The organism is Paraburkholderia sp. BL27I4N3 (assembly GCF_003386115.1).
In the GTDB taxonomy this organism is placed as follows: domain Bacteria; phylum Pseudomonadota; class Gammaproteobacteria; order Burkholderiales; family Burkholderiaceae; genus Paraburkholderia.
This window is the reverse complement of the sequence record NZ_QREJ01000001.1, coordinates 4,501,100-4,524,027: the sequence shown is the minus strand read 5'-3', so window position 1 is coordinate 4,524,027 and position 22,928 is coordinate 4,501,100. Positions and strand designations below refer to the sequence as shown.

The window sequence follows — 22,928 nt, the reverse complement described above, 5'->3', positions numbered from 1 at the left end:
AGAAAGCCGGCGGCCCTGCGCAAGGGTCGGCCGGCTTTGTCCTTCTGGGAACGGGAAATTCGAGGCAAAAAAAAGCCCGCCTAAGTTGGCGGGCTGAATCCATATCAGAGGAGACATGGAGGAGACAAGACAAACTATAGCAAACGGCGTGGTGCGGCGCAACATGCTAATTAGGGTAGACCCTCGACGTTGCAAATACACAACACCTCGCCAAATGTCCTGTCCTGTCGTCTCCGCGGCGCTGCGCCTCGCGCTCAGTGGCGCACCAGCGCCATCATCGCGCCGAAGCCGACGAACACGCCGCCCGTCAGCCGGTTGAACATGCGGGCGACGCTGCGGCTCTTCAATTTCGCGCCGATGCGAGTGCCGAATCCCGCGTACACCAGATACCAGCTCACCTCGATCACAGCGAACGTGGCGACGAGTACGCCAAACTGCGGCAGTTTGGGCTGCGCGGCGTCGATGAATTGCGGCAGCAGCGCCGCAGCGAACAAAATCGCCTTGGGATTGCTGCCTGCGACCAGAAAGCCGTTGCGAAACAGCGCGAAGCGCGAGCGCGCGGGCTTCGCGGCGAGTTCGTCGGCATTGTCGGCGGCGGCTTCGTCAGCCGGCGCGCGCCACGCCTTGATGCCGAGATACACGAGGTAAGCGGCGCCCAGCATCCGCAGCGCGTTGAACATGGCTGGCCACGCTGCGAGGAAAACACCAAGACCCGCCGCCGACACCGCCAGCATCAGCACAAGCGCCGACAGGCAACCGGCCATGGTCGCGCTGGAACGGCGCAAGCCATGCTGGGCGCCGTGCGTCATCACGAGCAACATGTTCGGACCGGGAATCGCTGAAACGACGAAGACAGTGGCGATGAATAGCCACCAGGTATGGAGACTCATGGGAAGCACGGCGGATAAGGGAACGGGCGGCTATTATGCCCGCCCGCGTCCTTCACTGCCGCCTGTCAGTTGCTTTTAGCTTTTACCGCCCGGCTCGCCGCGCGGCGACCTGGCCCAGCACCGCGAAATCCTTCTCGCCGTCGCCGTGAGCCACGGCTTCGATCAAGCTATCGCGCACCACGCTGGCGATCGGCAGCGGCGTCGTCACGGCGTCGGCAGCGGCCAGCGCGAGACGAATGTCCTTCAGGCCGAGACGCGCCTTGAACAGCGCCGGCTCGTAGCGCTGCTCCGCGATCAGTTTGCCGTAGCCGGAATAGACCGGTCCCGGAAACAGGCCGCCTGTGATGACGTCGAGGAAATCCTGCATGGCGACGCCGTGCCCAGTCACCAGCGTAGCCGCTTCGCCAAGCGTTTCGACCGCCGCGCCGAGCATGAAGTTGGCGGCGAGCTTCATGACGTTCGCCTGCTGCGGCAGCGAACCGATCCGCCAGGTCTTCTGGCCGATCACGTCGAAAATCGGCTGAACACGATCGATCGATTCGGCCGGTCCGCCGGCCACGATGGTCAGCTTGCCCGCCGCCGCGACATCGGGCCGGCCCAACACCGGCGCGGCGACGTAGTTGACGCCGCGCGACGCGTGCGCCGTCGCCAGTTCCTCGGCCAGCGCCACCGAGATCGTCGCCATGTTCACGTGGATCAGCCCGCGCGGAGCGTGTTCCAGCAACGAAGCGGTGATGACCTCGCGCAAGGCGCTATCGTCGGCGAGCATGGAGAACACGGCGTCGCCCGCAAACGCTTCGGCCGGCGTCGCAACGACGCGCGCGCCTGCGTCGGCGAGCGGCTGCGCGCGCTCCGGTGAGCGGTTCCACACGCGCACCTGATGCCCGGCTTTCAACATGTTTGCAACCATCGCGGCGCCCATCTCGCCGAGACCGATAAAACCGATGTCCATCTGTCGCTCCGTCTTCTAAAGAACTGGAAGTAAAACACACCCATGCGACACGTGCAGGACAGCGCGCAAAGAAACGCGGTGCGATACTGCGGTGATGGTGACCGCGACATTCCGCTTCTACGAGGAGCTGAACGATTTTCTCGCCCGGCCGTTACGCCGGCGCGCGTTTAGCTACGCCTGCGCGCCGGGCGCCACCGCGAAGCACATGATCGAAGCGCTCGGCGTGCCGCACACGGAGGTCGAACTGATTCTGGTCAACGGCGAGTCGGTCGGTTTCAATCATCCTCTCGCGGACGGCGATCGCATAGCCGTTTATCCGAAGTTTGAAGCGCTCGATATCCAGCCGCTCCTGCGCGTGCGCGAACGTCCGCTGCGCGTGGTGCGTTTCATCGCCGACGCGCATCTGGGCGGCCTCGCGCCGCTTCTGCGGCTCGCCGGCTTCGACACGCTGTACGACAACCACTATCCCGACGCCGACATCGAGGCGCTCGCCGCCGCGCAGCAGCGCATCGTCCTGACACGCGACCGCGAGTTATTGAAACGCCGCAGCATCACGCATGGCTGCTACGTCCGCACGCTCAGGCCGCGCGAACAACTGCGCGAAGTGTTTGAACGGCTCGATCTGGCCGGCAGCGCGCGGCCGTTCCGCCTATGCCTGATGTGCAATGTGCCACTGCGGCGCATCCCCAAGGAAGAAGTCGGCGCGCGTGCGCCCGACGGCGTGCTGGAACGGCACGCGCAATTCGTTACCTGCGACGTGTGCCGTCGAGTGTTCTGGGAAGGCACGCATTGGCAAAGAATGCGCGCGCTGATGGACAGCGTGGCTGCCGCGCCGGGCCAGTCCGTTTGAACCTGCAACGAGGTTCATGCCGGTTCTGAACAGGCGTGCCAAGCCGTGCGCGCGGATCCCGAACGCCGCGCGCTCGCCCGAGGTCCGGCGCGGTGCGTACAATGCGGGATTACTTATCTGGCAGAGGCCTTCCGAATGGCGATGAAAAAAACCGACCTTGAAAAGAACAAGGCACTCAAGCTGAACAACGCAATGAAGCTGTCGACCGCCGACCGTTTCGGCAAGGCCGCCGCGGCCGAACCGAAGCTCGATCGCCGCGAACAGCGCAAGCTCGATCAGGCGCAGGGCCTCGTGGCGTTTGCGTGCAAGCTGAACGGCGATCTGGTGACCGAACTGAAAGAGCGCGCCGCGACCCACCCCGAAGGCATGACCGGTTTGCTGAACGAAGTCATCAAACGCGGCCTTGCCGGATAATCGCCGCAACAAAAGCTGCCCCAAATGCAAAAAGGCCAGAGCTCGTGCTCTGGCCTTTTTGCTTGCGACACCTGCATCCGGTCGTGCTGCACTCGCCAGCATGCGGCGCCGTGCGATCGACCGGCAAAGCTGGCCCGAAGATCGGGCAGCAGCTTAGTTTTGCGCGCCCTTGTCGTTCGTGCCAGCTGCCGAAGCGGCTGCCGAAACCGGAGCGCGCTTGCCGTGCGTGTTCAGCTTCTTGACGTGATGCTTCTTCGGCGCGCTTGCTGCAGCAGCCGGTGCTGCGTCCGACGCTTGTGCGAAAGCTTGAACAGAAACCAGCGCGATCGAAGCGGCTGCGAGCGAGACGATAACTTTTTTCATGTGTTGTTCCCCAAACCTGGACGACTGAGTCAATGTGAATGAATAAGCTGCACGGTGAAGCAGACAGGGCTTGAGGCGCCTTCCCGCTCCCCGCGGGAGAGTATTACCCAGTGTAGGCGGTTTGTCATGCCCAAAACTCGATATGTATTTTCCGGGAGACAGCTTGCTTTCGACCGGCTTTCACTCATTAAGCGGCTCGTACCAGGGGATTCACCTAGACCGCCTGGAACGAGGTTACGCGGCAAGCTAGCGTTCTCCAAAAGGGTCGGCAGACACGTGATTTAGCGGTGCGCGCCCATATCGGGCTTTTCCGCGCACGTGGATAAAATCGACGCCTGCCCGTCACGACAACCGAATTACAAAGACCACCGTTGAAAGCCGAAACCCGCCAACACCTGCGTGCCAATGTCCTGATGCTGATCGCCGCGATAATCTGGGGTTCCGCGTTCGTCGCGCAACGCCTGAGTCTCGATGCGATCGGCCCGTTTCTCTTCACCGGCCTGCGCTTCCTGCTCGGCGCGCTCGTCGTGCTCACGCTGATCGTTTGCGTGCGGCGCCCGGCACTCGCCGAACTGTGGAAGCGCGAACCGGGCGGCGCACGTGAGCTACTCGGCGCGGGCGTGCTGCTCGGCGCAGTGCTGGCCGCCTCGATTTCATTGCAGCAGATCGGCCTGCAATACACGAAGGTCGCCAACGCGGGTTTCATCAGTTCGCTGTACGTAGTGATCGTGCCGCTTCTCGGTGTGCTGTTCAGGCATCGCACGGGAATCGGCACGTGGCTCGGTGCGGCGCTCGCGGCCGCGGGCATGTATTTTCTGAGCGTCAACGAACATTTCTCGATGCTGTACGGCGACTGGTATCAGCTCGCCGGCGCGCTCGTGATCTCCATTCAGATGATGCTGGTCGGACGTTTCGCGCTGCGCCACGACACGCTGATGCTCGCGCTCGTTCAGTTCGTGACGTGCGGGCTCGCGTGCCTCATAGTCGGTCTCGCCATTGAACCCATCAGCCTCGCGGTGATCGTGCGCGCCGCGCCGACCATCCTATACGGCGGGGCGCTGTCGGTCGGCGTCGCCTATACGATTCAGGTCGTCGCGCAAAAGCATGCTGCGCCGGCGCACGCGGCGGTGATCTTCAGCATGGAGGGCGTATTCGCCGCGCTTGCGGCGTGGGTCGTGCTCGGCGAAACGCTGTCGGCCCGCGCACTGTTCGGATGCGCGCTGATGCTCGCGGGTTTGATCGTGTGTCAGGTGATGCCGGCGTGGCAACGCGGGCGTGACCGTGTGCCTGGAGCGTCGTCTTGAGGATGGCGGCAGTCGCCGCATTGGAAAGCGACGCGCACAAAGTATTTGCGCAGGCGGTCGGTGTCGCCGGCTTGCTCGCCGCGCTCAGGCGGCCCGCGGATGCGCAAGCAAAGCCGGCGTATCGGCGGTCGGCGGAAATACACACCAACAGCCGTCGTCGTGACGAAAGAAGAACAGCCCGCGCGAGCCCGCCTGAAGCGAAGTCGCGACGCGCACATAACGCCGGCCTCCCAGGCGGGTGCGGCTGAATTCGGTGACATGAACCGGCGCCGAAGGCTCCGGCGCAAGCCATTTCTCGACCAGAAACCGCAACGATTGCTCGCTTGCCGTTCTCATGATCTGCTCCGGGCGGGCTTGTCCTGATGCGGGTCGCGCGTGGCGTCGGTGCCGTCGTCGGTGTCGGCGACCTCAGCTTCGTGTTCAGAGGAGGCGAGCGCGATGGCCCGATTGGTGGCTGCCGCCCGCAACGTGCTGCAGTGGGTGGCATGTCGGATATCCGACAGAAGACGGACAAGCTGTCGTGCTGTTCTGCGTTTCATTACACACCCCCGCACTGCACCAATAACTTCAGAAAACACTTTAACTCTATGCCTGGATCGGGCGTTGCCGAAATGGTTTTGACTAAATAGCAACAGTTGCGCTTGCAAAAAGAGAGACGCAATCTTTGTACCGTCCGTCTTCAATGTGCGCGTGCGGCGAGGGGCGGTCTGTACGCTGGCGAGCGCTTGGACAGGTTGAAAAACTTGCCCGGCATCTATTGGAAAAACGACTTCAAACGCGAGTTATCCACATTTCCCTCTGAATAACTTCGGGATAGCGCATGGAACAGCCTGTGTGCGGAATCTTGATAAGACGGCTCGCGACGCAAGCCCCATCAGAGTTATCCCGGGTTGGTAGTTTTTCTACAGGCGTGATCCGCAGGGTTATGGAGTTCGCATGACGTTGATGCGACGGAACAATTAGGAGTTATCCACAGAAGGGGTTAACCCTTGTTAACTATTACTACATATGTATACGTATGAAGTAAAAGACCTAGGATAAGTGATGGATCGCGATGTGATTGAAGGCTGATCGGATCTTGACCAGCCTCGACACCGCGAACTTCCGCAGACGAATCAGGGCACTACGCCGGCTCCGCTCGCCGATTGCACGGAAGCCGCCTTGCCGATCGCATCGGGCATCTCGGGAACGGGCAACGGCGCAGTTGTCTCAACCGGCACCGGCAGGAGACGGGTCTCGATGCGATTACTGACGACCGGCTGAGTGCGCACCACCGTTTGCAGATAGTGGTCGACGAGTCCGAAGAAACGGTCGTAGAACTTGCCTGACGGAATGGTCTCGCTGGAAATCTTGACCATCGCATCGCTGTTCGAGCGGATCGGCAGCGATAAGGAACCCAGCACGCTCAGCCCGACGCTCGCCGACGTATCGCTTTTCTTGAGCGCAAAGCCGTTTTGCACGGCATTGACGTAGACGATGCTGGTGTCGCTCGCCTCTTCGCCCGGCGTGCAGACCACATGAAATTCGACGACCACGTGGGTGTCGCCCGTCGGCTGGAAGTTCTTGGTGCCGTCAACGGTGTCGTTGCGCGTCATCGTCGTCAGATAGCCTTGGCTCAGGAGCGCCCGGCGCGCCGCCTCGCAACTATCCGTCGTGCTCGAATTGAAATTGCGCGCATACGGGCTCGCGCCTGTTTCGAACAATTCCTGCTGGAATTTAGGCTGCGGCGTGCTGCTACAGGCGGCAAGGGTCAACAGGCCGAAACACGCGGCGGCTGTGAGTCTGAAAAGCGAGGTCAACATGGTCGATCGGAAGAGGCGCTGCATCAGCGCGAATGGGAATGCATTGTAGAGCGGTTCCGAACTGTGCGTAAAAAGCGCGCAACGGGTGTCTTTCCGGACGTGACAGAGCATCGCGGCAGTTGCGACGCCGCGGTATGAAAAGAGACGGAATGTCGCTTAGCGCGACGTCGTGTGAAGTCCAGTCGCCGACGTCGCCGTGCCGTTCAACCCGGCGGCATTGACGGCCGGAACCATAAACGCATTGGCCCAGTTGCCCGGCTCCGTGCAACGGTCAGACGTGGGTCGTGCAGCGCACATTCCGGCCTGCGCGTCCGATTGCTGCGCACCGTCTTGCGACGGGGCGACCGCCGCAAAGTCTTCGACGCGCAAGCTCACTTTCTGCGCGTACGCTTGCGATCCGCCGTAGCTCTTGAGCGCGGCGTTCATGTCGCCGTTGGCCGAGCGCATGTAGCCGTACAGAATCGCCGAGCCCACTTCGATGTTCGCGGTCGGCTCGGTGAGGTCCTTGACGTTCCTCAACAGTCCGCGGTGCGCGCCAGGCACGACCTGCATGAGCCCGGTCGCGCCGTTGGCGCCCTTGGCCTTTTCCTTGAAGCGGGATTCGATCGATATGATCGCCAGCAGGAGCGCCGGCGGGAGGGAATATTTCGAGGCGGCGGCTTGCACCGCGTCGGAAATCTTTTGAGCCTTTTCCTTTGCCAGACCGAATTTTTGCGTCAGATACGCGGACATGCGGTCTGTGTTTTCGTCGGCCGTCGCGGTCTGCATCAGTCCGAGCGAAAGCACGATCAGGCAAAGTAACCGGCTCATAACGGTGGACGGGGAAAAAGGGGATCCGGCCATTATAGCTCTGCCCCCAAATAAGCCCTAGAAAGAGCCAAAATTCGTCTTAGGAATTGCGGGCGGCTCTTCATGGTTCGGGTTCAGTGCGAGAGCTTGGGCCCCAGCACGTAGCCGTCGTTCAACGTCGCCAGGAAGGCGGCGACGTCGTTGATATCGCGCTCCGACCAGACGGGGCGCTCGCCGGGTTTGCGTGTGAGCGGTTCGTCGGTCGTATCGACGTTCACGCGTAGCGCGACGGGCAAGTCGTTGAACTTGTCGATCTTGCCGTGCACGTCTTTTGGATACCACTTCGCCGGACTGGTATCGCGCTGCACGTAGAAGCGCAATGCGTCCTTCAGCGTGTGGAAGCGGCCGTTGTGGAAGAACACCTGACGCGTCGCCGTATTGCGCAGCGACACCGATTTGAAGAGCCCGCAATTGCTGCTGTCGCTCGACTGATCAGTTCGCAACGGACCGCACAAGCCCATGTCGAAGTACTTCGGATCGGCATTCGCCCGCAACTCCGGATTGCGCGGCACACCGAGCGCCTGGAAATTGAAGTCGGTGAACAGCGGATGAGAGCCGTCGGCGCCCACCTGATCGATATGGCAGGAAGCGCAATTGCCGCCCGCCGGATTGTCGAACAGTTTCTTGCCTCTCAACTCTTGCGCCGTTAGTTGCAATTTGCCATCTAGGTAATAGTCGAACTTGCTGCTGTACGGATGAAAACTCGGGTCTTCGAGCTCGAAGCGCTCGATCGCATACATGGCTTGGGCGAACGCCTTAGCGCGGTCGACGAAGATGTTCTGGCCGAAGACGTCCTTGAAGCGCGCCGCGTACGGCGCCTGCTCCAGTTTCGCGAGCACGGCCGCCGGATCCTTGTTGGCCATCTCGTTCGGATTGAACAGGGGGAAACTCGCCTGATCGTGCAATTGGTTGAAGCGCCCATCCCAACCGAAACCGCCCACCGGCGCATTGTCCGTTTCGCTCAGACGCTCGGAGAGGCTCGCAGCCTGCGCGTGGCTCCACATCGGCGTGCGGTTCAACACGTAGCGCAGGCTCGGCACGGCGCGCGTGCCCTGCGAGTGCATATCCGCCCCACCCAACTGCGCCGCGAGCCCGTTGGGCGGCCCATACGCATGCGACGGGCTATGGCAGCTCGCGCACGACATCTTGCCCGAGGCGGACAACGTGGCATCGAAGAAGATCAGCTTGCCGAGCGCGGCGGCATCGCTATACACAGGTTTGGTGTCGGCTGCGGCGGCAGCGACCGCGGCAACGGGCAGCAGCGTTGCAACGAGCAGAGCGGTGAGCCCCGCCCATTGCGCGCCGAAGCGCTCGGTCAATCGCATTGCAGAAAACAGCATCGAATCGCTTACAGGTTCGTGAAGATGTCGCCGCCGAACCCGACGAGGCCGGCCTGTCCCGCATAACCGAGGTGGTCCAGCTGGAAGATGTCTTCGATGCTCTTGAGCATCGAATAATGGTTGTACTGCACCGTCGAGACCGTGCCCGGCTTGATGAACTTCGAGATCATGACCGCGCCGGTCTGGTCGCCGCCGAAGCTCTGCTTGGTCAGGTTGATCGTCAAACCCTTGTAAGTCAGCGACGAAGTCTGCGGGAACGCCGGCAGATTCGGACCTGGCTGCTGGCTACAGCAGGTCGCACCGGAAAATATCAGGTCCTCGTTCGTGCCGGACTGCGTCACCGTCGCGTAGCTGCTTTCGTCGAAGTTGATGATCAGCAGGCCGTCCTGCTGGAACGCGGGCGAAGCCGTGATAATCGGCACCCACTTCTGCAGGAACGTGTTGGCGCTCGTCAGGCCGCCCGGCTGACCGTTCACGCACGGCGCGTCGTGGCCGTCGTCGCATAGATTCGGGGTGATCAGGTTGAAGTTGGCGGTGGTCGCGATCGACTGCAGATCGGTCGTCAGCTTGTTCAGGTTGACCACATTCTGCCCGCAGTCCGGCGAATCGATGATCGAGTGGAAATACATGAACGGGTTGTGACGCGTCGCGTACTGATCGCCCAGCGGCACGGCCGCGCTCGGCGCTTCCGCGGACTGCGTCAGGTCGGTCGTGTTGAGCGTCGGGTGGCCGCAGGTCGCGGCTTCCCGCGCCGGGTCGTTGCCCATGTCGCCTTCATAGCCCTTCCACGTGTAGCCCGCGGCCTTCAACTGGTCCGGCAGCGTCTTGATGCTCGCCGGATAGACGCAGCCCGACCCGATCGCCTGGCCGTCGGCGGTCACGCCCGTGAGTTTGTAGTCCTGGAAGGTGATGCAATCGTTATCCGTTTCCGGCGTCGGCGCCTGACCGCTGATCATCGAAATGTAGTTGTCGAGGCTCACGTGCCCCGTGCCGTAGTACTGCTGCACCATCGCGCCCTGCGAGGCGAGAGTCTGCGAGAGATACGGCGCCTTGCTGTTCGCGCCAAAGGTGGTCGCGTAGTTTTCGTTCTCGAGCGTGATCACGAAAACGTGCCGGATCTGCTGTTGCCCGCTCAATTTCAGCGACGAAGACGACGATCCGCACGCCGCGACGATCAAGCCGATCAAGGCCGCGCAGACGACCATGAGAACCGCACGCAACCCGCTGCGTTGTGACATGTTTTTGCCCTTGGGGATTGGAGTTTTATTCGCGGGCAAACTGTATGCAGCGTGTATGACGTCACCGTGAATGCACTCGCATTGTTGCCGTATGCCGGCCATCTCACGCGCCGTATGACGCGTGTGCGCAGGATGCCGTCACGTCGTCATTGCGCGTAACGGAGATGCAGCGCCGCCGCAACTTCCGACATCTGCGCGCGCAGCTCGGGCGGCGCCAACGCCTCTGCCTCGGTGCCGAAGCGCAGCAACTCCGCGCACGCCTGCCTCACCGAACCGACGGGCAGCGTCACGGTGCGCCAACCATCGGTGGGATCGGGCTCGCCAATGATCGCCGCCGCACGGGCGAATGGCGACGTGAAAACGTCGAGCATCTGCATGCCCCAAGGCGACAAACGCAGCGTCGCTTCGCTCGCGTGCATTTCTTCGGAGAGGCGCTGCGTGCTGTCCTGCCAGTAGGCGGCAAGCTCGAACGTGGGCGGCCGCTCGAACGTCTCGTCCACCAGGTTCAATTCGAGAATGCGCGAAATGCGGTAGATGCGCACATCCTGCCCGACGCGCCCGACCACATACCACGCGCCGCTTTTCAGCACGATGCCGAGCGGTTCGATCCGGCGAAACTTCTCGGCTTTCCAGCTTTGATAGCGAATCTCAAGCGGATGCTGCTCCCACACCGCACGCGCGATCGACGGCAGATGGGCAGGCTCGTCCGTGTCCGAAAACCACGCCGGGGCGTCGAGATGAAAACGCGAGCGCATGCGCTCCGCGGTCGAGCGCAATTCGACGGGCAGAGCGGCCAGCAACTTGGTCTGCGCACCGGCCATCACCGCACCCAGGCCGAGCGCCTGCATCGGGCCGGGCAGGCCGCCGAGAAACAGCGACTCCGCTTCCTGCGAGGACAAGCCGTTCAGCCGCGTCCGGTAGCCGTCGAGCAGGCGGTAGCCGCCTTCCGCTCCGCGCTCGCTATGCACGGGGACGCCCGCAGCGCTCAGGGCGTCGATGTCGCGATAGATGGTGCGCAACGACACCGCGCATTCATCGGCGAGGAACTGCGCGGTGACCCGGCCACGCGCCTGCAGCGTCATCAGGATGGAAAGAAGGCGGCTCGCTCTCATGCGGACAAGTGTAGTCATACCTGACACAAACTGACAGGTACGGACGCTTAGGATGAACGCATCTCCGGCGCCTTGTCGGGCTCTCAAGCCCGGTTTTTTCGTCCACCACGCTCATTCGGGAAAGCTCAAACCATGACCACGGATCGCACGATCACACTGTTCCACTCGCCGCAATGCCGCTCCGTCAGCGCGCTCACGCTGCTCGAAGAGCTTGGTGCGCCTTACCAGTTGAAGGTACTTAACATGAAAGCCGGCGAGCAGCGTAAAGCGCCCTATCTCGCCATCAATCCGCTCGGTAAAGTGCCGGCGCTTCTTCACGGCGACGCGTTGATCACCGAACAGGTCGCCATCTTCATCTATCTGGCCGATCTGTTTCCTGAAGCCGGACTCGCGCCGGCGCTCGACGATCCGTCGCGCGGACCGTATCTGCGCTGGCTGGTGTACTACGCGGCGTGCTACGAACCGGCGCTAGTCGACAAGGCGATGAAGCGCGACCCGGCCCCGCCCGCCACGTCGCCCTACGGCGATTTCGACTCGATGATCGGAACCGTGACGAGCCAGTTGCAAGCCGCGCCCTATCTGCTCGGGGACACGATGTCGGCGGCGGATATCTTGTGGGGCATCGCCTTGCATTGGGGGATGATGTTCAAGCTCGTGCCCGAAACGCCGGTCCTGCTCGAGTATGTCGAGCGCATCTGCTCGCGGCCGAGCTTCGTGCGCGTGAGCGAGCGGGACGTGGCGCTGGCGGCCGAGCACGCGGCGGCAGTCAAAGACGCCTGACGAGACTCGCGGGCGGCTTCGCCGCCAACCGTCGCCCGGTGCGCAAGCCGGCTCGCCGGTCGAATCCGCCCGGCTTTGAGACAATGAAGGCCGCCGGCGAATATCCTCCCCGGACAACCGGGTGTAGGCTTGGCGTTTCGTGCCGCTGCCGGCCCATCGAACAAGAGATGTTTTCAGGTATGAGCAAGACCGCATTCATTCCCAGCGTCCCCGCAACGTCGGAAGACGACTTTGAAATTTCAGCCACGTCGAAGCTGGCCGGCTACCGGCGTTTCTTCGGCGTGTTGAAAGTGGTTCGAACCACCGACGGACGCGTGTTGTTTCCGTTCGACGGCGCGCCCGAACTCGGGCCGTACGCGACCAAGCTCGAAGCCATCGCGGCGGCGCAGGTGTATGGCGAACATATTGTCACCAGCGATCTGGCGCGGCCGGAGTTGTAGGCGCGAGTGGGTGGCCGGTGTCGGGTTGGCCGTTGGCGGTGATCACTTCGGGAGCAGCAAATGATCTGTGCGCGCAAAGTCGGATCATCGGCCGCAGTCGTGTGGCGGGCGGCCTCTCTCGTGAGCGTGCTCGCCGCCGTGCTCTGTCAATCCAGTTTCGCGCAGGACGCGGGCGTTCCCGCCGGACAGCAGGCGCTCGGACGCGCCGAGGTGATTCACGCACAGGTTCGCGTCGTTGCCATCAATACCGCCACGAATAGCGTCACGCTGCGTGGTCCGCGCGGCAATCTCGCCGACGTCGACGTCAATCCTTCCCTGGCAGATGTCGGCCGGCTTAAGGTTGGCGACAAGCTCAACGTTGCTTATCAGCAAGCGCTGCTGCTGACCATCGACAGGCTCGCGACCCACGGTGTGCGCGAGCGCGTGGAGACGACCGCGGCAATACCGGCGTCGGCAGGGTATGCGTCGTCGGCGCACAGCGTGACGGTTGTCGCGACGGTGACGAAGATCGATCGCAAGAGCCGTATGGTGACGCTGCGTGGCCCGAAGCATCAGCAGGTGCTCAGGGCCGCGAAGGGTATTTCGCTCGATGGGTTGAAAGTCGGCGATAGCGTGCGCGCGGAATTCGTTTCGGCAGCGGCGGTGGAACTGGTGAGGGAGTAGCGACTATCGCTGCCGTTGCCGATGCGTAACGTGGTCGGCAAGCAGCCGATGCATCGTGGCCAATAAAATTGGCCCCTCCACCGGCTTACGAAGGAACCCGTCGTAGCTGACGAAAGCGGGTGGACTAGGCTCTCCGGAAACCAGAATGAAAGCGAAGTCTGCTAATCCGGGAAGTGTTCGCAACCGATGGCAGAACTCGCTGCCCGACATGACCGGCATCCGCCAGTCCGCAACCACGATATCGACCGGGGCTTCAATGAACTTCAAATCCGTCACCGGCACAAATGGCGCTCCATGCGGCCAATGCCTCCTCGTCATCGTCTACCAGCAGTAGGCTTGCCATACCCATTCGTCCGAGTCGCCATATTCGTTTGGCAACTCGATGACGGCCAAAGTTCACACGGCCGTTCAGGCTCATCTCAATCGTCTCGAATGCAGTAAATCGTCTCGAATGCAGTAAAAGATACTGAGTGAGACAGCCGCGTTAAGATCGATCGACGAAATGGATGCTGCACGAGGCGCGTTGACCGCTCATTTCCTGCAAGAAGGGAATGTCGTGACGTATGGCGATGAGCTAGGCGGATTCATCGTCGTACCCGCTCAAATTGACGGCGGCAGAAGGACCTAAGTCGGGCTCCTTGAGCGATTGCACTTATATGCGTGGGCTCAAAGGCCGTCGGCAACGAATAAGATGCCGTAAAGCGCGAAGCGCTTCTACCCGTAAGGTAGAAGCGCTTCGATTACATGCTAACAACAACCGTCAACGACCCAGCCCGGCAATCACTCCACCGTCACCGATTTCGCAAGGTTCCGCGGCTTGTCCACATCCGTGCCCCGCGCACATGCCGTGTGATACGCCAGCAACTGCAGCGGCACCACATGCAAGATCGGTGACAACAAACCATAGTGCTCCGGCATCCGGATCACATGCAGACCTTCGTCATTGACGATCTTCGTATCCGCATCCGCGAACACATACAGCTCGCCGCCGCGCGCGCGCACTTCCTGAATATTCGACTTCAGCTTTTCCAGCAGCGCGTCGTTCGGCGCCACCGTCACCACCGGCATCGCTTCCGTCACGAGCGCGAGGGGCCCATGCTTCAACTCACCGGCCGGATAAGCCTCGGCGTGAATATACGAGATCTCCTTAAGCTTCAGCGCGCCTTCGAGCGCGATCGGATAATGCAGGCCACGCCCGAGGAACAGCGCATGTTCCTTGCGCGAAAACTCTTCCGACCACGCGATGATCTGCGGCTCCAGCGCCAGCACGCTATTCAACGCCGCAGGCAAGTGGCGCAGCTGCTTCAGGTATTCCGCTTCCTGCTCTTCATTCACACGACCGCGCATCTTGCCCAGCGTCGCCGCCAGCACGAATAGCGCAACCAGTTGCGTGGTGAACGCCTTGGTCGACGCCACGCCGATTTCGCGGCCCGCGTGCGTCAGGAACGAGAACTCCGTCTGGCGCACCATCGCGCTCGTACCGACGTTGCAGACCGCCAGCGTATGCTTGTGACCGAGTCCCTGCGCATGCTTGAGCGCGGCGAGCGTGTCCGCCGTTTCGCCCGATTGGGAGATCACCACCACCAGTTGCTTCGGGTTCGCCACCGACTCACGGTAGCGGTACTCGCTGGCAATTTCCACCTGAGTCGGAATCTTCGCGATCGATTCGAGCCAGTACTTCGCCGTCAGCCCCGAGTAGTAGCTCGTGCCGCACGCCAGAATCAAAAGGCTGTCGATCTCCGCGAACACTTTGCCCGCGCCCTCGCCGAACAGCGATGCATCGAACGAATCCGCTTGCGGAATCGTGTCCGTAATCGCGCGCGGCTGCTCGAAAATTTCTTTCTGCATGAAGTGGCGATAAGGACCGAGTTCGACCGCGCCGCCATATGCCGCTACCTCACGCACTTCGCGCGGCGTTTCATTGCCGTCGCGATCGGCGATTCGCACGCCCTCTAGCGACAGTTCGCACACGTCGCCTTCTTCGAGGAAGATGAACCGTTCGGTGCTGCCCGCAAGCGCCAACGCGTCCGAGGCGAGGAAGTTCTCGCCCTGGCCGAGCCCGACCACCAGCGGCGAACCCTGCCGCGCGCCGACCACGGTATGCGGCTGGTCCTTATGCAACACAGCGATCGCATAAGCGCCGTGCAATTGCCCGACGGTTTCACGCACCGCCGCGAACAGATCGCCGCGATACATGCTATGAATCAGATGCGCGATAACCTCGGTGTCGGTCTGCGAGACAAACGTATAACCCTTGCCACGCAGCATTTCACGCAGCGATTCGTAGTTCTCGATGATGCCGTTGTGTACCAACGCCAGAGTATCTTTCGAGAAGATCGGGTGTGCGTTGTCCGTGACCGGTGCACCGTGCGTCGCCCAGCGCGTGTGGGCGATGCCCGTGATGCCTTCGAGGTGGCTCTCGCGCACCTGCTCGTCGAGATCGGCCACGCGCGCCACGCTGCGCGCGCGACGCGGACCGTTTTCGCCGAGCACGGCCACGCCGCACGAATCGTAGCCGCGATATTCGAGGCGACGCAGTCCTTCGATCAGGACGGGAACGATGTTACGTTGCGCTACCGCGCCGACAATGCCACACATGGCTCATTCCTTTTGAGTGCTCTAGGTGCTGGATTTCAATGAGCGCGCCTGTTACGCGCACCATGCCTATCAGCTCTTCTTTTTGGTCGGACGCACGTAGCCCGTTTTGCTCGTTTGCGTCTTTTCGTTCAGGGCCAGCGCGTCGGCTTCGACGTCCTTCCAGACCGTGGTGCCCGCCGCGATGGTCGCGCCGCGCTTCACGCGAACCGGCGCAACCAGTTGCGTATCCGAACCGACGAACACGTCGTCTTCGATGATCGTGCGGAACTTGTTCGCGCCGTCGTAATTGCAGGTGATGGTGCCCGCGCCGATGTTCACGCGCGCGCCGATATCCGCGTCGCCGATATACGTGAGGTGGTTCGCTTTCGAACCGCGGCCGAGCACCGCGTTCTTCACCTCGACAAAGTTGCCGACATGCGACTCGTCGTGCAGCGACGCGCCGGGGCGCAAGCGCGCATACGGTCCGAGCACGGCATTCGCGCCGACTTCGGCGCCCTCGATGTGCGTGAACGCGTCGACGCGCGTGCCGGCGCCGATGCTCGCATCGCGGATCACGCAGTTCGGTCCGATGGTGACGTTGTCAGCCAGCGTCACGCGGCCTTCGAACACGCAGTTCACGTCGATCGAGACATCGCGGCCGCATTCGAGCGTGCCGCGCACATCAAGCCGCGCCGGATCGGCGAGCGTTACGCCCGCGACCAGCAGCGCATCCGCCACGTTGTGCTGATGAATGCGCTCGAGTTCGGCAAGCTGCTGCTTGCTATTTACGCCAAGCGTTTCCCACTCGTCTTCCGGCTGCGTGGTCACGACTTCGAGTCCGGCTTCGATTGCCATCTCGACTGCGTCGGTCAGATAGAACTCGCCTTGCGCATTGTCGTTCTTCAGCGCGGCAAGCCAGCCGCCCAAACGCTCCGTCGGCGCGACGATGATGCCGGTGTTGATCTCGGCAATCTCGAGCTGCTCGGGCGTGGCGTCTTTCTGCTCGACGATGCGTGCCACCTTGCCTTGTGCATCACGCACGATCCGGCCGTAGCCGCTCGGGTCCGCGAGCGTGACGGTGAGCACGCCGTAACCACCTTGCCCCGCCTGCTCGGTCAGCGCCTGCAGTGTGCCGGCGCGCGTGAGCGGCACGTCGCCGTAAAGCACCAGCGTGGGCGCGGACGGATCGAGCAGCGGCAACGCCTGTTGCACCGCGTGCCCCGTGCCGAGCTGCTGTTCCTGCACGGCGAACTGCACGTCCGGAGCGGCAACCGCTTTGCGCACCGCTTCGGCGCCATGGCCGATCACCACGACGAGATGCGTGGGCTTGAGCGTGCGAGCCGTGTCGATGACGTGAGCGAGCAGCGGCCGGCCAGCCAGGGGATGAAGCACCTTGGGAAGCGCGGACCGCATGCGCTTGCCGGTGCCTGCCGCCAAAATCACAATGTTCATGGCACGGCAAATAGACGAGTTTGGAGGCGACGATTCTAACACGCACCCTCTAGCGAAAAGGGCCGCTGTGGCGGCCTCGATGCGTACTGCAATGTGCGGAAACGCCCATACCACGGGCGCTTTTTGTCAAAGATCGTCGAACTGGACGATGGAAATCGACTTTGTTGCGCCGGGCATTGCGCTTTCTCCGGCATCGGTCGAACACGGCTCTTCGTCGAAGGCGATATCGCCTTGCGGATCGGCCTCGCCGGTCGCTCGCAGGCCCGCGAACGGGAACAGCTTGTGGTCCATCAAATGCGAGGGCACGACGTTGGACAAGGCATTGAACATATTTTCGATGCGTCCTGGGAAGCGCTTCTCCCAATCGCGCACGAGCGCCTTCATTTCCGCGCGCTTCAGATTCGGCTGGCTGCCGCACAGGTTGCACGGAATGATCGGGAATTCACGCAGCTCGGCGTACTTCTCCAGATCGGTTTCCTTCACGTAGGCGAGCGGGCGAATCACGATATTCTTGCCGTCGTCCGATTGCAGCTTGGGCGGCATGCCCTTCAGCTTGCCGCCGTAAAACATGTTCAGCAGCAGCGTTTGTAGAATGTCGTCGCGATGATGGCCGAGCGCGATCTTGGTCGCGCCGAGTTCGCCGGCCACGCGGTAAAGAATGCCGCGCCGCAGTCGCGAGCATAGCGAGCAGGTAGTCTTACCCTCCGGCACCAGCCGCTTGACGATGCTGTACGTGTCCTGATTCTCGATATGAAACGGAATGTCGAGCTGCTTCAGGTACTCGGGCAGCACGTGCTCGGGAAAGCCTGGCTGCTTCTGGTCGAGGTTCACCGCGACGATATCGAAGTTGATCGGCGCGCGCTCGCGCAGCCGCATCAGAATTTCGAGCATCGCGTAGCTGTCCTTGCCGCCCGACAGACACACCATGACCTTGTCGCCGTTCTCGATCATGTTGAAGTCGACGATTGCCTCGCCAACCTGGCGCGCGAGCCGCTTGAAGAGCTTGTTGTTCTCGTACGCTTCCTTCTGCTCACGGCGCGTGAGCGGCGTCTTGGCGCGCCCGGCGGCTTGCCCGGCCTCGCTTGCATCGGCAGTCGAGGCGCTGGCCACGGTCGCGGCGCCGTTCAGGATTTCCGGAGCATTCATGGCTCAATCCTCTTTGATACGGAAGACTTCGACGCCCACCGCGTCGCAGTCAGGATAAACGTCCGGCTTTTCCGTCGACACGCGCGCGGCCCGCACTTGCGGATGCTCGAGCATGGTCTTGACGAGGTCGTCGCAAAGCGTTTCCTGCAAGTGGATGTGACCTTGCTCGACCCGGCGCGAAATGGTGGAGCGCATGAAGTCGTAGTCGACGACTTCGTTCAGTTTGTCCTGAACCGGCGTGGACAGTGCGAGCGGCACGAACAGTTCGACGTTGATCACGACGCGCTGTTCGCCGCGCTTTTCGAAGTCGTGCACGCCGATGTTGATATGCACTTCGTAATTGCGCAGAAAAAGCCGGCGGCAATCGGCGAGCCGGGGATGCGAAAGAGCGGCAAACATGTTCGTTCCAGTCGAAAAAGGCGTGCGGAGCACGCAAAGGGACGCTTCACAACGCAGCGGCGGCCGCTAATACGGCCGGCCGGCCGCGCGCGCTTCAGGCGCCCGTCAAAAACATAACGTCGCGCGGCAGGGGCACGAGATGCTGCCCGCCGTCGACCACCAGCGTCGTTCCGGTGACGCCGGCTGCATCCGCGAGATACAGCGCGGCGGCGACAATATCCTCGGCCCGCGACGCGCGGCCCAAAGGCGTAGTACGGTGAGCGGCGGCGAAACCGTCCGGCGTTTGATCGCCGGATTGCATCGTCAGACCGGGCGCCAGCCCGACCACGCGCACTTTCGGCGCCAGCGCCTGCGCCAGCGCGACCGTGGCTGTCTGCAACGCCGCCTTGGTCAGCGTGTACGACAGATAGTCCGGATTCATGTTGTACAGCTTCTGATCCAGCACGTTGATGACGACGCCGCGCAGGCTTTCGTCGGTGCGCGCGGCTTCCGGCGTCGCCTCGAACAGCCTGCGCGCCAGCACCAGCGGCGCGGCGACGTTCATCGCGGTCAGCTTCAGCAGCAGGTCGTAACCGACGGTCTGCGCCGTGTCTTCCTCGAAGCGCGACGCATTGTTGACGATACACGACGGCCGGCCCAAGGCGTCGATACAAGCCGGCAAAAGGCGCTCGACCTGCGCCTCATCGCCCAATTCGGCCTGCAAGGCGACAGCCCGGCGGCCCAAGGCGGTGATTTCAGCGACCAGTTCGCCCGCTTCCTCGCGCGAAGCGCCGTAATGGACGGCCACGTCCCAGCCACGCGCGGCAAAGCCGAGCGCGAGCGCGCGCCCGATACGGCGGGCGGCGCCAGTAATCAGCACGACGCGCGGCGTGTCGGGCGCGCGGGGGGTGGCGGTGTCCAGAGAGGCGGTCATTTACAATGCGGGGATGAATCCGAAAGCTCACCAACCCGATAGTTTACCTGCTCCCGGCCCGAGCGCGCTTGCGCAGTCCGAAGCGCTGGTCGCGCAGATCCGTACGGAGCTCGACGCCGCCGGCGGCTGGTTGCCGTTCGACCGCTACATGGAACGTGCGTTGTACGCGCCGGGACTCGGCTATTACAGCGGCGGCGCCCGCAAATTCGGGCTGCGCGGCGACGACGGCAGCGACTTCGTTACCGCCCCGGAACTGTCGCCGCTGTTCGCCGCGACGCTGGCGCGCCCGGTGGCCGAGGCCTTGCAAGCGAGCGGCACGCGCGACGTGATGGAATTCGGGGCCGGCACGGGCAAACTCGCCGCCGGCGTGCTGAACGCGCTCGACGCATTGGGTGCGGAATTCGACAGCTACTCGATCGTTGATCTGTCCGGCGAGCTTCGCGAACGCCAACGGGAAACGGTTGAAGCCGCCGCGCCCACGCTCGCTGCCAAAGTGCGCTGGCTGGATGCTTTGCCGGAGCGGTTCGAGGGCGTGGTGATCGGCAACGAGGTGTTGGACGCGATGCCGGTGCGGTTGTTCGCGTTCAACGGCGGGGCGTGGTTCGAGCGCGGCGTGGTATGGCGCAACGAGGCGCTCGCATTCGACGACCGGCCTGTGTCCGCCGCGGCGGACCTCGCGCTGCTGTCGGAAATCGAAACCGCCGGCGAAGACTACGTGACCGAGACGCACGACGCGGCGAGCGCATTCACACGCACCATCTGCACGATGCTTGCGCGCGGCGCGGCCTTCTTCATCGACTATGGTTTTCCGCGTCACGAGTATTACCATGCGCAGCGCGCACAGGGCACGTTGATGTGTCACTACCGGCATCGGGCGCATGGCGATCCGTTCCTCTATCCGGGTTTGCAGGACATCACGGCGCATGTGGAATTTACCGGCATCGCCGAAGCGGGCGTCGAGACGGGCGTGGATTTGCTGGGCTTTACGTCGCAAGCGCGGTTTCTGCTGAATGCCGGGATTACCGACGTGTTATCTGAAATCGATCCTGCGGATACGGCGAGATATTTGCCTGCGGCGAATGCGGTGCAGAAGTTGTTGTCGGAGGCGGAGATGGGGGAACTGTTCAAGGTGATCGCGTTTTCGCGCGGACTGGATGACACGCTGCAAGCGTTTTCCAGCGGCGACCGGTCGCATACGTTGTGAATTTTTGCTTCAGGAGGCGGCCATGATTCGCTGGCTGTTGACTACGTTTATTGCGGTGGCGGTGTTGTCGTCCTGCTGGCCGTGGCTTAGGAAGATTGGCATTGGGCGTTTGCCCGGTGATGTGACATTGCGGATTTTTGGGCGGGAGTATCCGTTTCCGTTTATGTCGACGTTGGTGCTTTCTATGGTGTTGTCGATTGTTGCCAGGGTTTTGTAGGGTGGGGGTTTTGCCTTTGGCGGTGGGGGGGCTTTCTTTTTTTCTGATTGCTCTGGGGTTGGCCTTTCCTTGCTTTGTTCGTGGTCTATTAGCGTTGCCCCTATGCGGGGCGGCACTTACTTCTCTTTGCCGGCCGCAAAGAGAAGTAAGCAAGAGAAAGCGGCTCAAACCGCTAATTCTTAAGCGGGTCCCCCGCACAGCCGCGATAGTGGCAAATCTGGAATCTGTGCTCCCGCACATTCGGCGTGAGTGACAAAGCAGTCATTCTTCCAGCGTCGCTGCGCGCGCCGAAGCGGCGTTCATCACGCCGCTCTGTACGTTCAAATCGTCAGTGCTCACGACACTTTTGCTGCCGCTGTTTGACGCGCCGCGCACATCAAAAATTAGGTTTCCAAAGCATACCCGTCCGCGACGCACGCAGTGCGGAGCGGGAGCTGATGAGCCCTTGGTCACTGGCGCGGAGTGTGCGAAAACACTGATTCCAGATGCACCACTACCGTGACTGCGCGAGGGACCCGCTTAAGAACTGGCGGTTTGAGCCGCTTTCTCTTGCTTACTTCTCTTTGCGGCCGGCAAAGAGAAGTAAGTGCCGCCCCGCACGAGCCTGTCCGCATTTTTGTGTGCGAGGCGGTTAGCGGAGTTACCCGCGTGCGTTGGTAAAACGCTCTCCAAACAGAATAGCGAACTGGTTCATGGCGGAGGACCAGTCGAATGCCGCCCGTACAGACTTCGCCAGCACGTTGCGCAATGCCAGCCACAATAGCTTGATGGCGGCCTCGTCGTTGGGGAAGTGGCCGCGGGTCTTGATGATCTTGCGTAGTTGCATGTTCAGGCTCTCAATGGCATTCGTGGTGTAGACGACACGGCGTATGTCGGGCGGAAACACGAAGAACGGTGTGACGTTCTCCCACGCCCGTCGCCACGACTGCACGATGGTCGGATACTTCGCGCCCCATGGCCCTTCGGCAAAGGCCTCCAGGGCCTGCTGCGCGGCCTGTTCGTTCGCGGCGGCATAGACCGGACGCAGCGCTGCGGCGACGCCTTTGCGGTCCTTGTAACTGGCGTATTCCAGGCTGTTGCGGATCAGGTGCACGATGCAGGTCTGCACGGCCGTGCGCGGGTACGCCGTGCCGATCGCCTCGGCCAGCCCCTTCAGGCCGTCGACCACCGCGATCAGGATGTCCTGGCAGCCCCGGGTCTTCAGTTCATTGAACACCTTCAGCCAGAACTTCGCACCTTCGGTCTGCTCGATCCACAGGCCGAGCACGTCGCGCTGGCCGTCGGCCTGAATGCCCAGCGCCAGATACACCGCCTTATTGCTCACCACACCGTCACCACGGATCTTCACGCGCAGCGCGTCGAAGAACACCACCGGGTACATCGGCTCAAGTGGACGGCTTTGCCAGGCAAGCGTTTCGGCCATCACCTCATCGGTGACCGAACTGATGAAGTCGGGCGAGACCTCGGTGCCATAGCTTTCGGCCAGAAACGCCTGGATCTCGCGCACGCTCATGCCCCGTGCGTACATGGCAATGATGCGTTCGTCGAAGCCCGTGAAACGGCGCTCGTGTTTGGGAATCAGGATCGGCTCGAAGCTGCCTTCACGGTCGCGCGGCAGATCGACCCGCACCGGGCCACGCTCGGTGATGACTGTCTTGCCGCTGGCGCCGTTGCGTTCATTGGTCTGCTCCGCAGGCTTGGGCTGGCCGGGCCGGTAGCCCAGATGCATGTTCATTTCGGCGCCCATCGCGCGCTCGATGAGCGCCTTGTTGAACGCCAGCATCAGGTCCTGAACCTCGGCGGGCGTCATCGGACCCTTCACCAGTTCATCCAGCAGCGCTTCAGGCAGTTCAGGCAGCGGCCCGCGGGCCGCTGCCTGAGACGCGACGGTGCGTTTCTTTTTCATCGGCATATCCATGACCTTGATCCCTCATGATATGCCCCGCCCACGAAATTACGGATAGGTCCCCCCGCACAGGGGCAACGCCAATAGACCACTAAAATTCAAGAAAAGGCCAACACC

General features: G+C 62.2%; 24 protein-coding genes and 1 pseudogene. 8 read left to right on the top strand and 17 right to left on the bottom strand.

Annotated features, from left to right (window positions below; translation table 11 throughout):
- Positions 1 to 254: 254 nt before the first annotated feature.
- A complete protein-coding gene (locus B0G71_RS20460) occupies positions 255 to 890 on the bottom strand; it encodes a LysE family translocator (RefSeq protein ID WP_116143803.1) in 636 nt (211 codons plus the stop codon).
- A gap of 82 nt (positions 891 to 972) precedes the next feature.
- Positions 973 to 1,842, bottom strand: a complete 870-nt coding sequence (locus B0G71_RS20455; RefSeq protein ID WP_106286056.1) for an NAD(P)-dependent oxidoreductase — start codon at positions 1,840 to 1,842, stop codon at positions 973 to 975.
- A gap of 94 nt (positions 1,843 to 1,936) precedes the next feature.
- Here B0G71_RS20455 and B0G71_RS20450 point away from each other — a divergent pair, with 94 nt between their 5' ends.
- Complete coding sequence (locus tag B0G71_RS20450; RefSeq protein WP_116143801.1) at positions 1,937 to 2,692, top strand: Mut7-C RNAse domain-containing protein; 756 nt, start codon at positions 1,937 to 1,939, stop codon at positions 2,690 to 2,692.
- 135 nt (positions 2,693 to 2,827) lie between these two features.
- Entirely contained in the window at positions 2,828 to 3,106 is a 279-nt protein-coding gene (locus B0G71_RS20445; protein WP_012434605.1) for a hypothetical protein, read from the top strand.
- Positions 3,107 to 3,259: 153 nt separating this feature from the next.
- Here the strand turns inward: B0G71_RS20445 and B0G71_RS20440 are convergent, their stop codons facing one another.
- On the bottom strand, positions 3,260 to 3,469 hold the full coding sequence (locus B0G71_RS20440) for a hypothetical protein (RefSeq protein ID WP_116143799.1): 210 nt from the start codon (positions 3,467 to 3,469) through the stop codon (positions 3,260 to 3,262).
- A 371-nt stretch (positions 3,470 to 3,840) separates the two neighbouring features.
- On the opposite strand from B0G71_RS20440, the gene B0G71_RS20435 reads away from it, so the two are divergent.
- On the top strand, positions 3,841 to 4,773 hold the full coding sequence (locus B0G71_RS20435) for a DMT family transporter (RefSeq protein ID WP_116143797.1): 933 nt from the start codon (positions 3,841 to 3,843) through the stop codon (positions 4,771 to 4,773).
- A gap of 84 nt (positions 4,774 to 4,857) precedes the next feature.
- Here the strand turns inward: B0G71_RS20435 and B0G71_RS20430 are convergent, their stop codons facing one another.
- The 7 genes from B0G71_RS20430 to B0G71_RS20400 all read right to left on the bottom strand — a co-directional run bounded on the left by B0G71_RS20430 (position 4,858) and on the right by B0G71_RS20400 (position 11,132).
- Entirely contained in the window at positions 4,858 to 5,109 is a 252-nt protein-coding gene (locus B0G71_RS20430; protein WP_116143796.1) for a hypothetical protein, read from the bottom strand.
- Positions 5,106 to 5,312, bottom strand: a complete 207-nt coding sequence (locus B0G71_RS20425) for a hypothetical protein (RefSeq protein ID WP_116143794.1) — start codon at positions 5,310 to 5,312, stop codon at positions 5,106 to 5,108. The genes B0G71_RS20430 and B0G71_RS20425 overlap by 4 nt, the downstream gene beginning before the upstream one ends.
- 576 nt (positions 5,313 to 5,888) lie before the next feature.
- Positions 5,889 to 6,575: a DUF2242 domain-containing protein gene (locus B0G71_RS20420; protein ID WP_116148741.1), complete on the bottom strand. Its 687-nt coding sequence runs from the start codon at positions 6,573 to 6,575 to the stop codon at positions 5,889 to 5,891.
- Between the two features lie 156 nt (positions 6,576 to 6,731).
- Positions 6,732 to 7,385, bottom strand: a complete 654-nt coding sequence (locus B0G71_RS20415) for a lytic transglycosylase domain-containing protein (RefSeq protein WP_116143792.1) — start codon at positions 7,383 to 7,385, stop codon at positions 6,732 to 6,734.
- Positions 7,386 to 7,498: 113 nt separating this feature from the next.
- Positions 7,499 to 8,764, bottom strand: coding sequence for a cytochrome-c peroxidase (locus B0G71_RS20410; RefSeq protein ID WP_116143790.1), 1,266 nt, complete (start codon positions 8,762 to 8,764; stop codon positions 7,499 to 7,501).
- 8 nt (positions 8,765 to 8,772) lie between these two features.
- Positions 8,773 to 10,002, bottom strand: a complete 1,230-nt coding sequence (locus B0G71_RS20405; RefSeq protein WP_258875632.1) for an alkaline phosphatase family protein — start codon at positions 10,000 to 10,002, stop codon at positions 8,773 to 8,775.
- Positions 10,003 to 10,148: 146 nt separating this feature from the next.
- Positions 10,149 to 11,132, bottom strand: coding sequence for a YafY family protein (locus tag B0G71_RS20400; protein WP_258875631.1), 984 nt, complete (start codon positions 11,130 to 11,132; stop codon positions 10,149 to 10,151).
- A gap of 114 nt (positions 11,133 to 11,246) precedes the next feature.
- Here B0G71_RS20400 and B0G71_RS20395 point away from each other — a divergent pair, with 114 nt between their 5' ends.
- From B0G71_RS20395 to B0G71_RS20385, 3 genes are all read left to right on the top strand, one after another.
- Positions 11,247 to 11,894, top strand: coding sequence for a glutathione S-transferase family protein (locus B0G71_RS20395; protein WP_116143786.1), 648 nt, complete (start codon positions 11,247 to 11,249; stop codon positions 11,892 to 11,894).
- Positions 11,895 to 12,073: 179 nt separating this feature from the next.
- The gene (locus B0G71_RS20390; RefSeq protein WP_116148737.1) at positions 12,074 to 12,334 is read left to right on the top strand and encodes a DUF6723 family protein; all 261 of its coding nucleotides are present in this window, start codon (positions 12,074 to 12,076) and stop codon (positions 12,332 to 12,334) included.
- A 60-nt stretch (positions 12,335 to 12,394) separates the two neighbouring features.
- Positions 12,395 to 12,997, top strand: coding sequence for a copper-binding protein (locus B0G71_RS20385; protein WP_116143784.1), 603 nt, complete (start codon positions 12,395 to 12,397; stop codon positions 12,995 to 12,997).
- Positions 12,998 to 13,000: 3 nt separating this feature from the next.
- Here B0G71_RS20385 and B0G71_RS42025 read toward each other — a convergent pair.
- From B0G71_RS42025 to B0G71_RS20350, 6 genes and pseudogenes are all read right to left on the bottom strand, one after another.
- A pseudogene (locus tag B0G71_RS42025) lies at positions 13,001 to 13,340 on the bottom strand (two-component system response regulator).
- Between the two features lie 437 nt (positions 13,341 to 13,777).
- Complete coding sequence (gene glmS / locus B0G71_RS20370) at positions 13,778 to 15,595, bottom strand: glutamine--fructose-6-phosphate transaminase (isomerizing) (protein WP_116143782.1); 1,818 nt, start codon at positions 15,593 to 15,595, stop codon at positions 13,778 to 13,780.
- Between the two features lie 69 nt (positions 15,596 to 15,664).
- The gene (glmU, locus tag B0G71_RS20365; RefSeq protein WP_116143780.1) at positions 15,665 to 17,026 is read right to left on the bottom strand and encodes a bifunctional UDP-N-acetylglucosamine diphosphorylase/glucosamine-1-phosphate N-acetyltransferase GlmU; all 1,362 of its coding nucleotides are present in this window, start codon (positions 17,024 to 17,026) and stop codon (positions 15,665 to 15,667) included.
- Between the two features lie 126 nt (positions 17,027 to 17,152).
- Positions 17,153 to 18,172 carry a tRNA 2-thiocytidine(32) synthetase TtcA gene (gene ttcA, locus B0G71_RS20360; RefSeq protein ID WP_116143778.1) on the bottom strand — a complete coding sequence of 340 codons (1,020 nt, stop codon included), beginning with the start codon at positions 18,170 to 18,172 and terminating at the stop codon, positions 17,153 to 17,155.
- A 3-nt stretch (positions 18,173 to 18,175) separates the two neighbouring features.
- The gene (locus B0G71_RS20355; protein WP_012434647.1) at positions 18,176 to 18,571 is read right to left on the bottom strand and encodes a dihydroneopterin aldolase; all 396 of its coding nucleotides are present in this window, start codon (positions 18,569 to 18,571) and stop codon (positions 18,176 to 18,178) included.
- A 94-nt stretch (positions 18,572 to 18,665) separates the two neighbouring features.
- Positions 18,666 to 19,484: an SDR family oxidoreductase gene (locus B0G71_RS20350; protein WP_116143776.1), complete on the bottom strand. Its 819-nt coding sequence runs from the start codon at positions 19,482 to 19,484 to the stop codon at positions 18,666 to 18,668.
- 13 nt (positions 19,485 to 19,497) lie between these two features.
- On the opposite strand from B0G71_RS20350, the gene B0G71_RS20345 reads away from it, so the two are divergent.
- Positions 19,498 to 20,688, top strand: a complete 1,191-nt coding sequence (locus tag B0G71_RS20345) for a class I SAM-dependent methyltransferase (RefSeq protein ID WP_116143774.1) — start codon at positions 19,498 to 19,500, stop codon at positions 20,686 to 20,688.
- 22 nt (positions 20,689 to 20,710) lie between these two features.
- Positions 20,711 to 20,905 (top strand): DUF2905 domain-containing protein, encoded by a 195-nt coding sequence (locus B0G71_RS20340; RefSeq protein ID WP_012434650.1) that lies wholly within the window; start codon positions 20,711 to 20,713, stop codon positions 20,903 to 20,905.
- Between the two features lie 640 nt (positions 20,906 to 21,545).
- Here B0G71_RS20340 and B0G71_RS20335 read toward each other — a convergent pair.
- Positions 21,546 to 22,817: an IS256 family transposase gene (locus B0G71_RS20335; protein ID WP_404935474.1), complete on the bottom strand. Its 1,272-nt coding sequence runs from the start codon at positions 22,815 to 22,817 to the stop codon at positions 21,546 to 21,548.
- Positions 22,818 to 22,928 lie beyond the last annotated feature (111 nt).

Excerpts from the sequence above, each read along its gene's own strand:
- B0G71_RS20460 (WP_116143803.1), bottom strand. The coding sequence starts at position 890 with ATGAGTCTCCATACCTGGTGGCTATTCATCGCCACTGTCTTCGTCGTT.
- B0G71_RS20455 (WP_106286056.1), bottom strand. The coding sequence starts at position 1,842 with ATGGACATCGGTTTTATCGGTCTCGGCGAGATGGGCGCCGCGATGGTT.
- B0G71_RS20450 (WP_116143801.1), top strand. The coding sequence starts at position 1,937 with ATGGTGACCGCGACATTCCGCTTCTACGAGGAGCTGAACGATTTTCTC.
- B0G71_RS20445 (WP_012434605.1), top strand. The coding sequence starts at position 2,828 with ATGGCGATGAAAAAAACCGACCTTGAAAAGAACAAGGCACTCAAGCTG.
- B0G71_RS20440 (WP_116143799.1), bottom strand. The coding sequence starts at position 3,469 with ATGAAAAAAGTTATCGTCTCGCTCGCAGCCGCTTCGATCGCGCTGGTT.
- B0G71_RS20430 (WP_116143796.1), bottom strand. The coding sequence starts at position 5,109 with ATGAGAACGGCAAGCGAGCAATCGTTGCGGTTTCTGGTCGAGAAATGG.
- B0G71_RS20425 (WP_116143794.1), bottom strand. The coding sequence starts at position 5,312 with ATGAAACGCAGAACAGCACGACAGCTTGTCCGTCTTCTGTCGGATATC.
- B0G71_RS20420 (WP_116148741.1), bottom strand. The coding sequence starts at position 6,575 with ATGTTGACCTCGCTTTTCAGACTCACAGCCGCCGCGTGTTTCGGCCTG.
- B0G71_RS20415 (WP_116143792.1), bottom strand. The coding sequence starts at position 7,385 with ATGAGCCGGTTACTTTGCCTGATCGTGCTTTCGCTCGGACTGATGCAG.
- B0G71_RS20410 (WP_116143790.1), bottom strand. The coding sequence starts at position 8,764 with ATGCTGTTTTCTGCAATGCGATTGACCGAGCGCTTCGGCGCGCAATGG.
- B0G71_RS20405 (WP_258875632.1), bottom strand. The coding sequence starts at position 10,002 with ATGTCACAACGCAGCGGGTTGCGTGCGGTTCTCATGGTCGTCTGCGCG.
- B0G71_RS20400 (WP_258875631.1), bottom strand. The coding sequence starts at position 11,132 with ATGACTACACTTGTCCGCATGAGAGCGAGCCGCCTTCTTTCCATCCTG.
- B0G71_RS20395 (WP_116143786.1), top strand. The coding sequence starts at position 11,247 with ATGACCACGGATCGCACGATCACACTGTTCCACTCGCCGCAATGCCGC.
- B0G71_RS20390 (WP_116148737.1), top strand. The coding sequence starts at position 12,074 with ATGAGCAAGACCGCATTCATTCCCAGCGTCCCCGCAACGTCGGAAGAC.
- B0G71_RS20385 (WP_116143784.1), top strand. The coding sequence starts at position 12,395 with ATGATCTGTGCGCGCAAAGTCGGATCATCGGCCGCAGTCGTGTGGCGG.
- glmS (WP_116143782.1), bottom strand. The coding sequence starts at position 15,595 with ATGTGTGGCATTGTCGGCGCGGTAGCGCAACGTAACATCGTTCCCGTC.
- glmU (WP_116143780.1), bottom strand. The coding sequence starts at position 17,026 with ATGAACATTGTGATTTTGGCGGCAGGCACCGGCAAGCGCATGCGGTCC.
- ttcA (WP_116143778.1), bottom strand. The coding sequence starts at position 18,172 with ATGAATGCTCCGGAAATCCTGAACGGCGCCGCGACCGTGGCCAGCGCC.
- B0G71_RS20355 (WP_012434647.1), bottom strand. The coding sequence starts at position 18,571 with ATGTTTGCCGCTCTTTCGCATCCCCGGCTCGCCGATTGCCGCCGGCTT.
- B0G71_RS20350 (WP_116143776.1), bottom strand. The coding sequence starts at position 19,484 with ATGACCGCCTCTCTGGACACCGCCACCCCCCGCGCGCCCGACACGCCG.
- B0G71_RS20345 (WP_116143774.1), top strand. The coding sequence starts at position 19,498 with ATGAATCCGAAAGCTCACCAACCCGATAGTTTACCTGCTCCCGGCCCG.
- B0G71_RS20340 (WP_012434650.1), top strand. The coding sequence starts at position 20,711 with ATGATTCGCTGGCTGTTGACTACGTTTATTGCGGTGGCGGTGTTGTCG.
- B0G71_RS20335 (WP_404935474.1), bottom strand. The coding sequence starts at position 22,817 with ATGCCGATGAAAAAGAAACGCACCGTCGCGTCTCAGGCAGCGGCCCGC.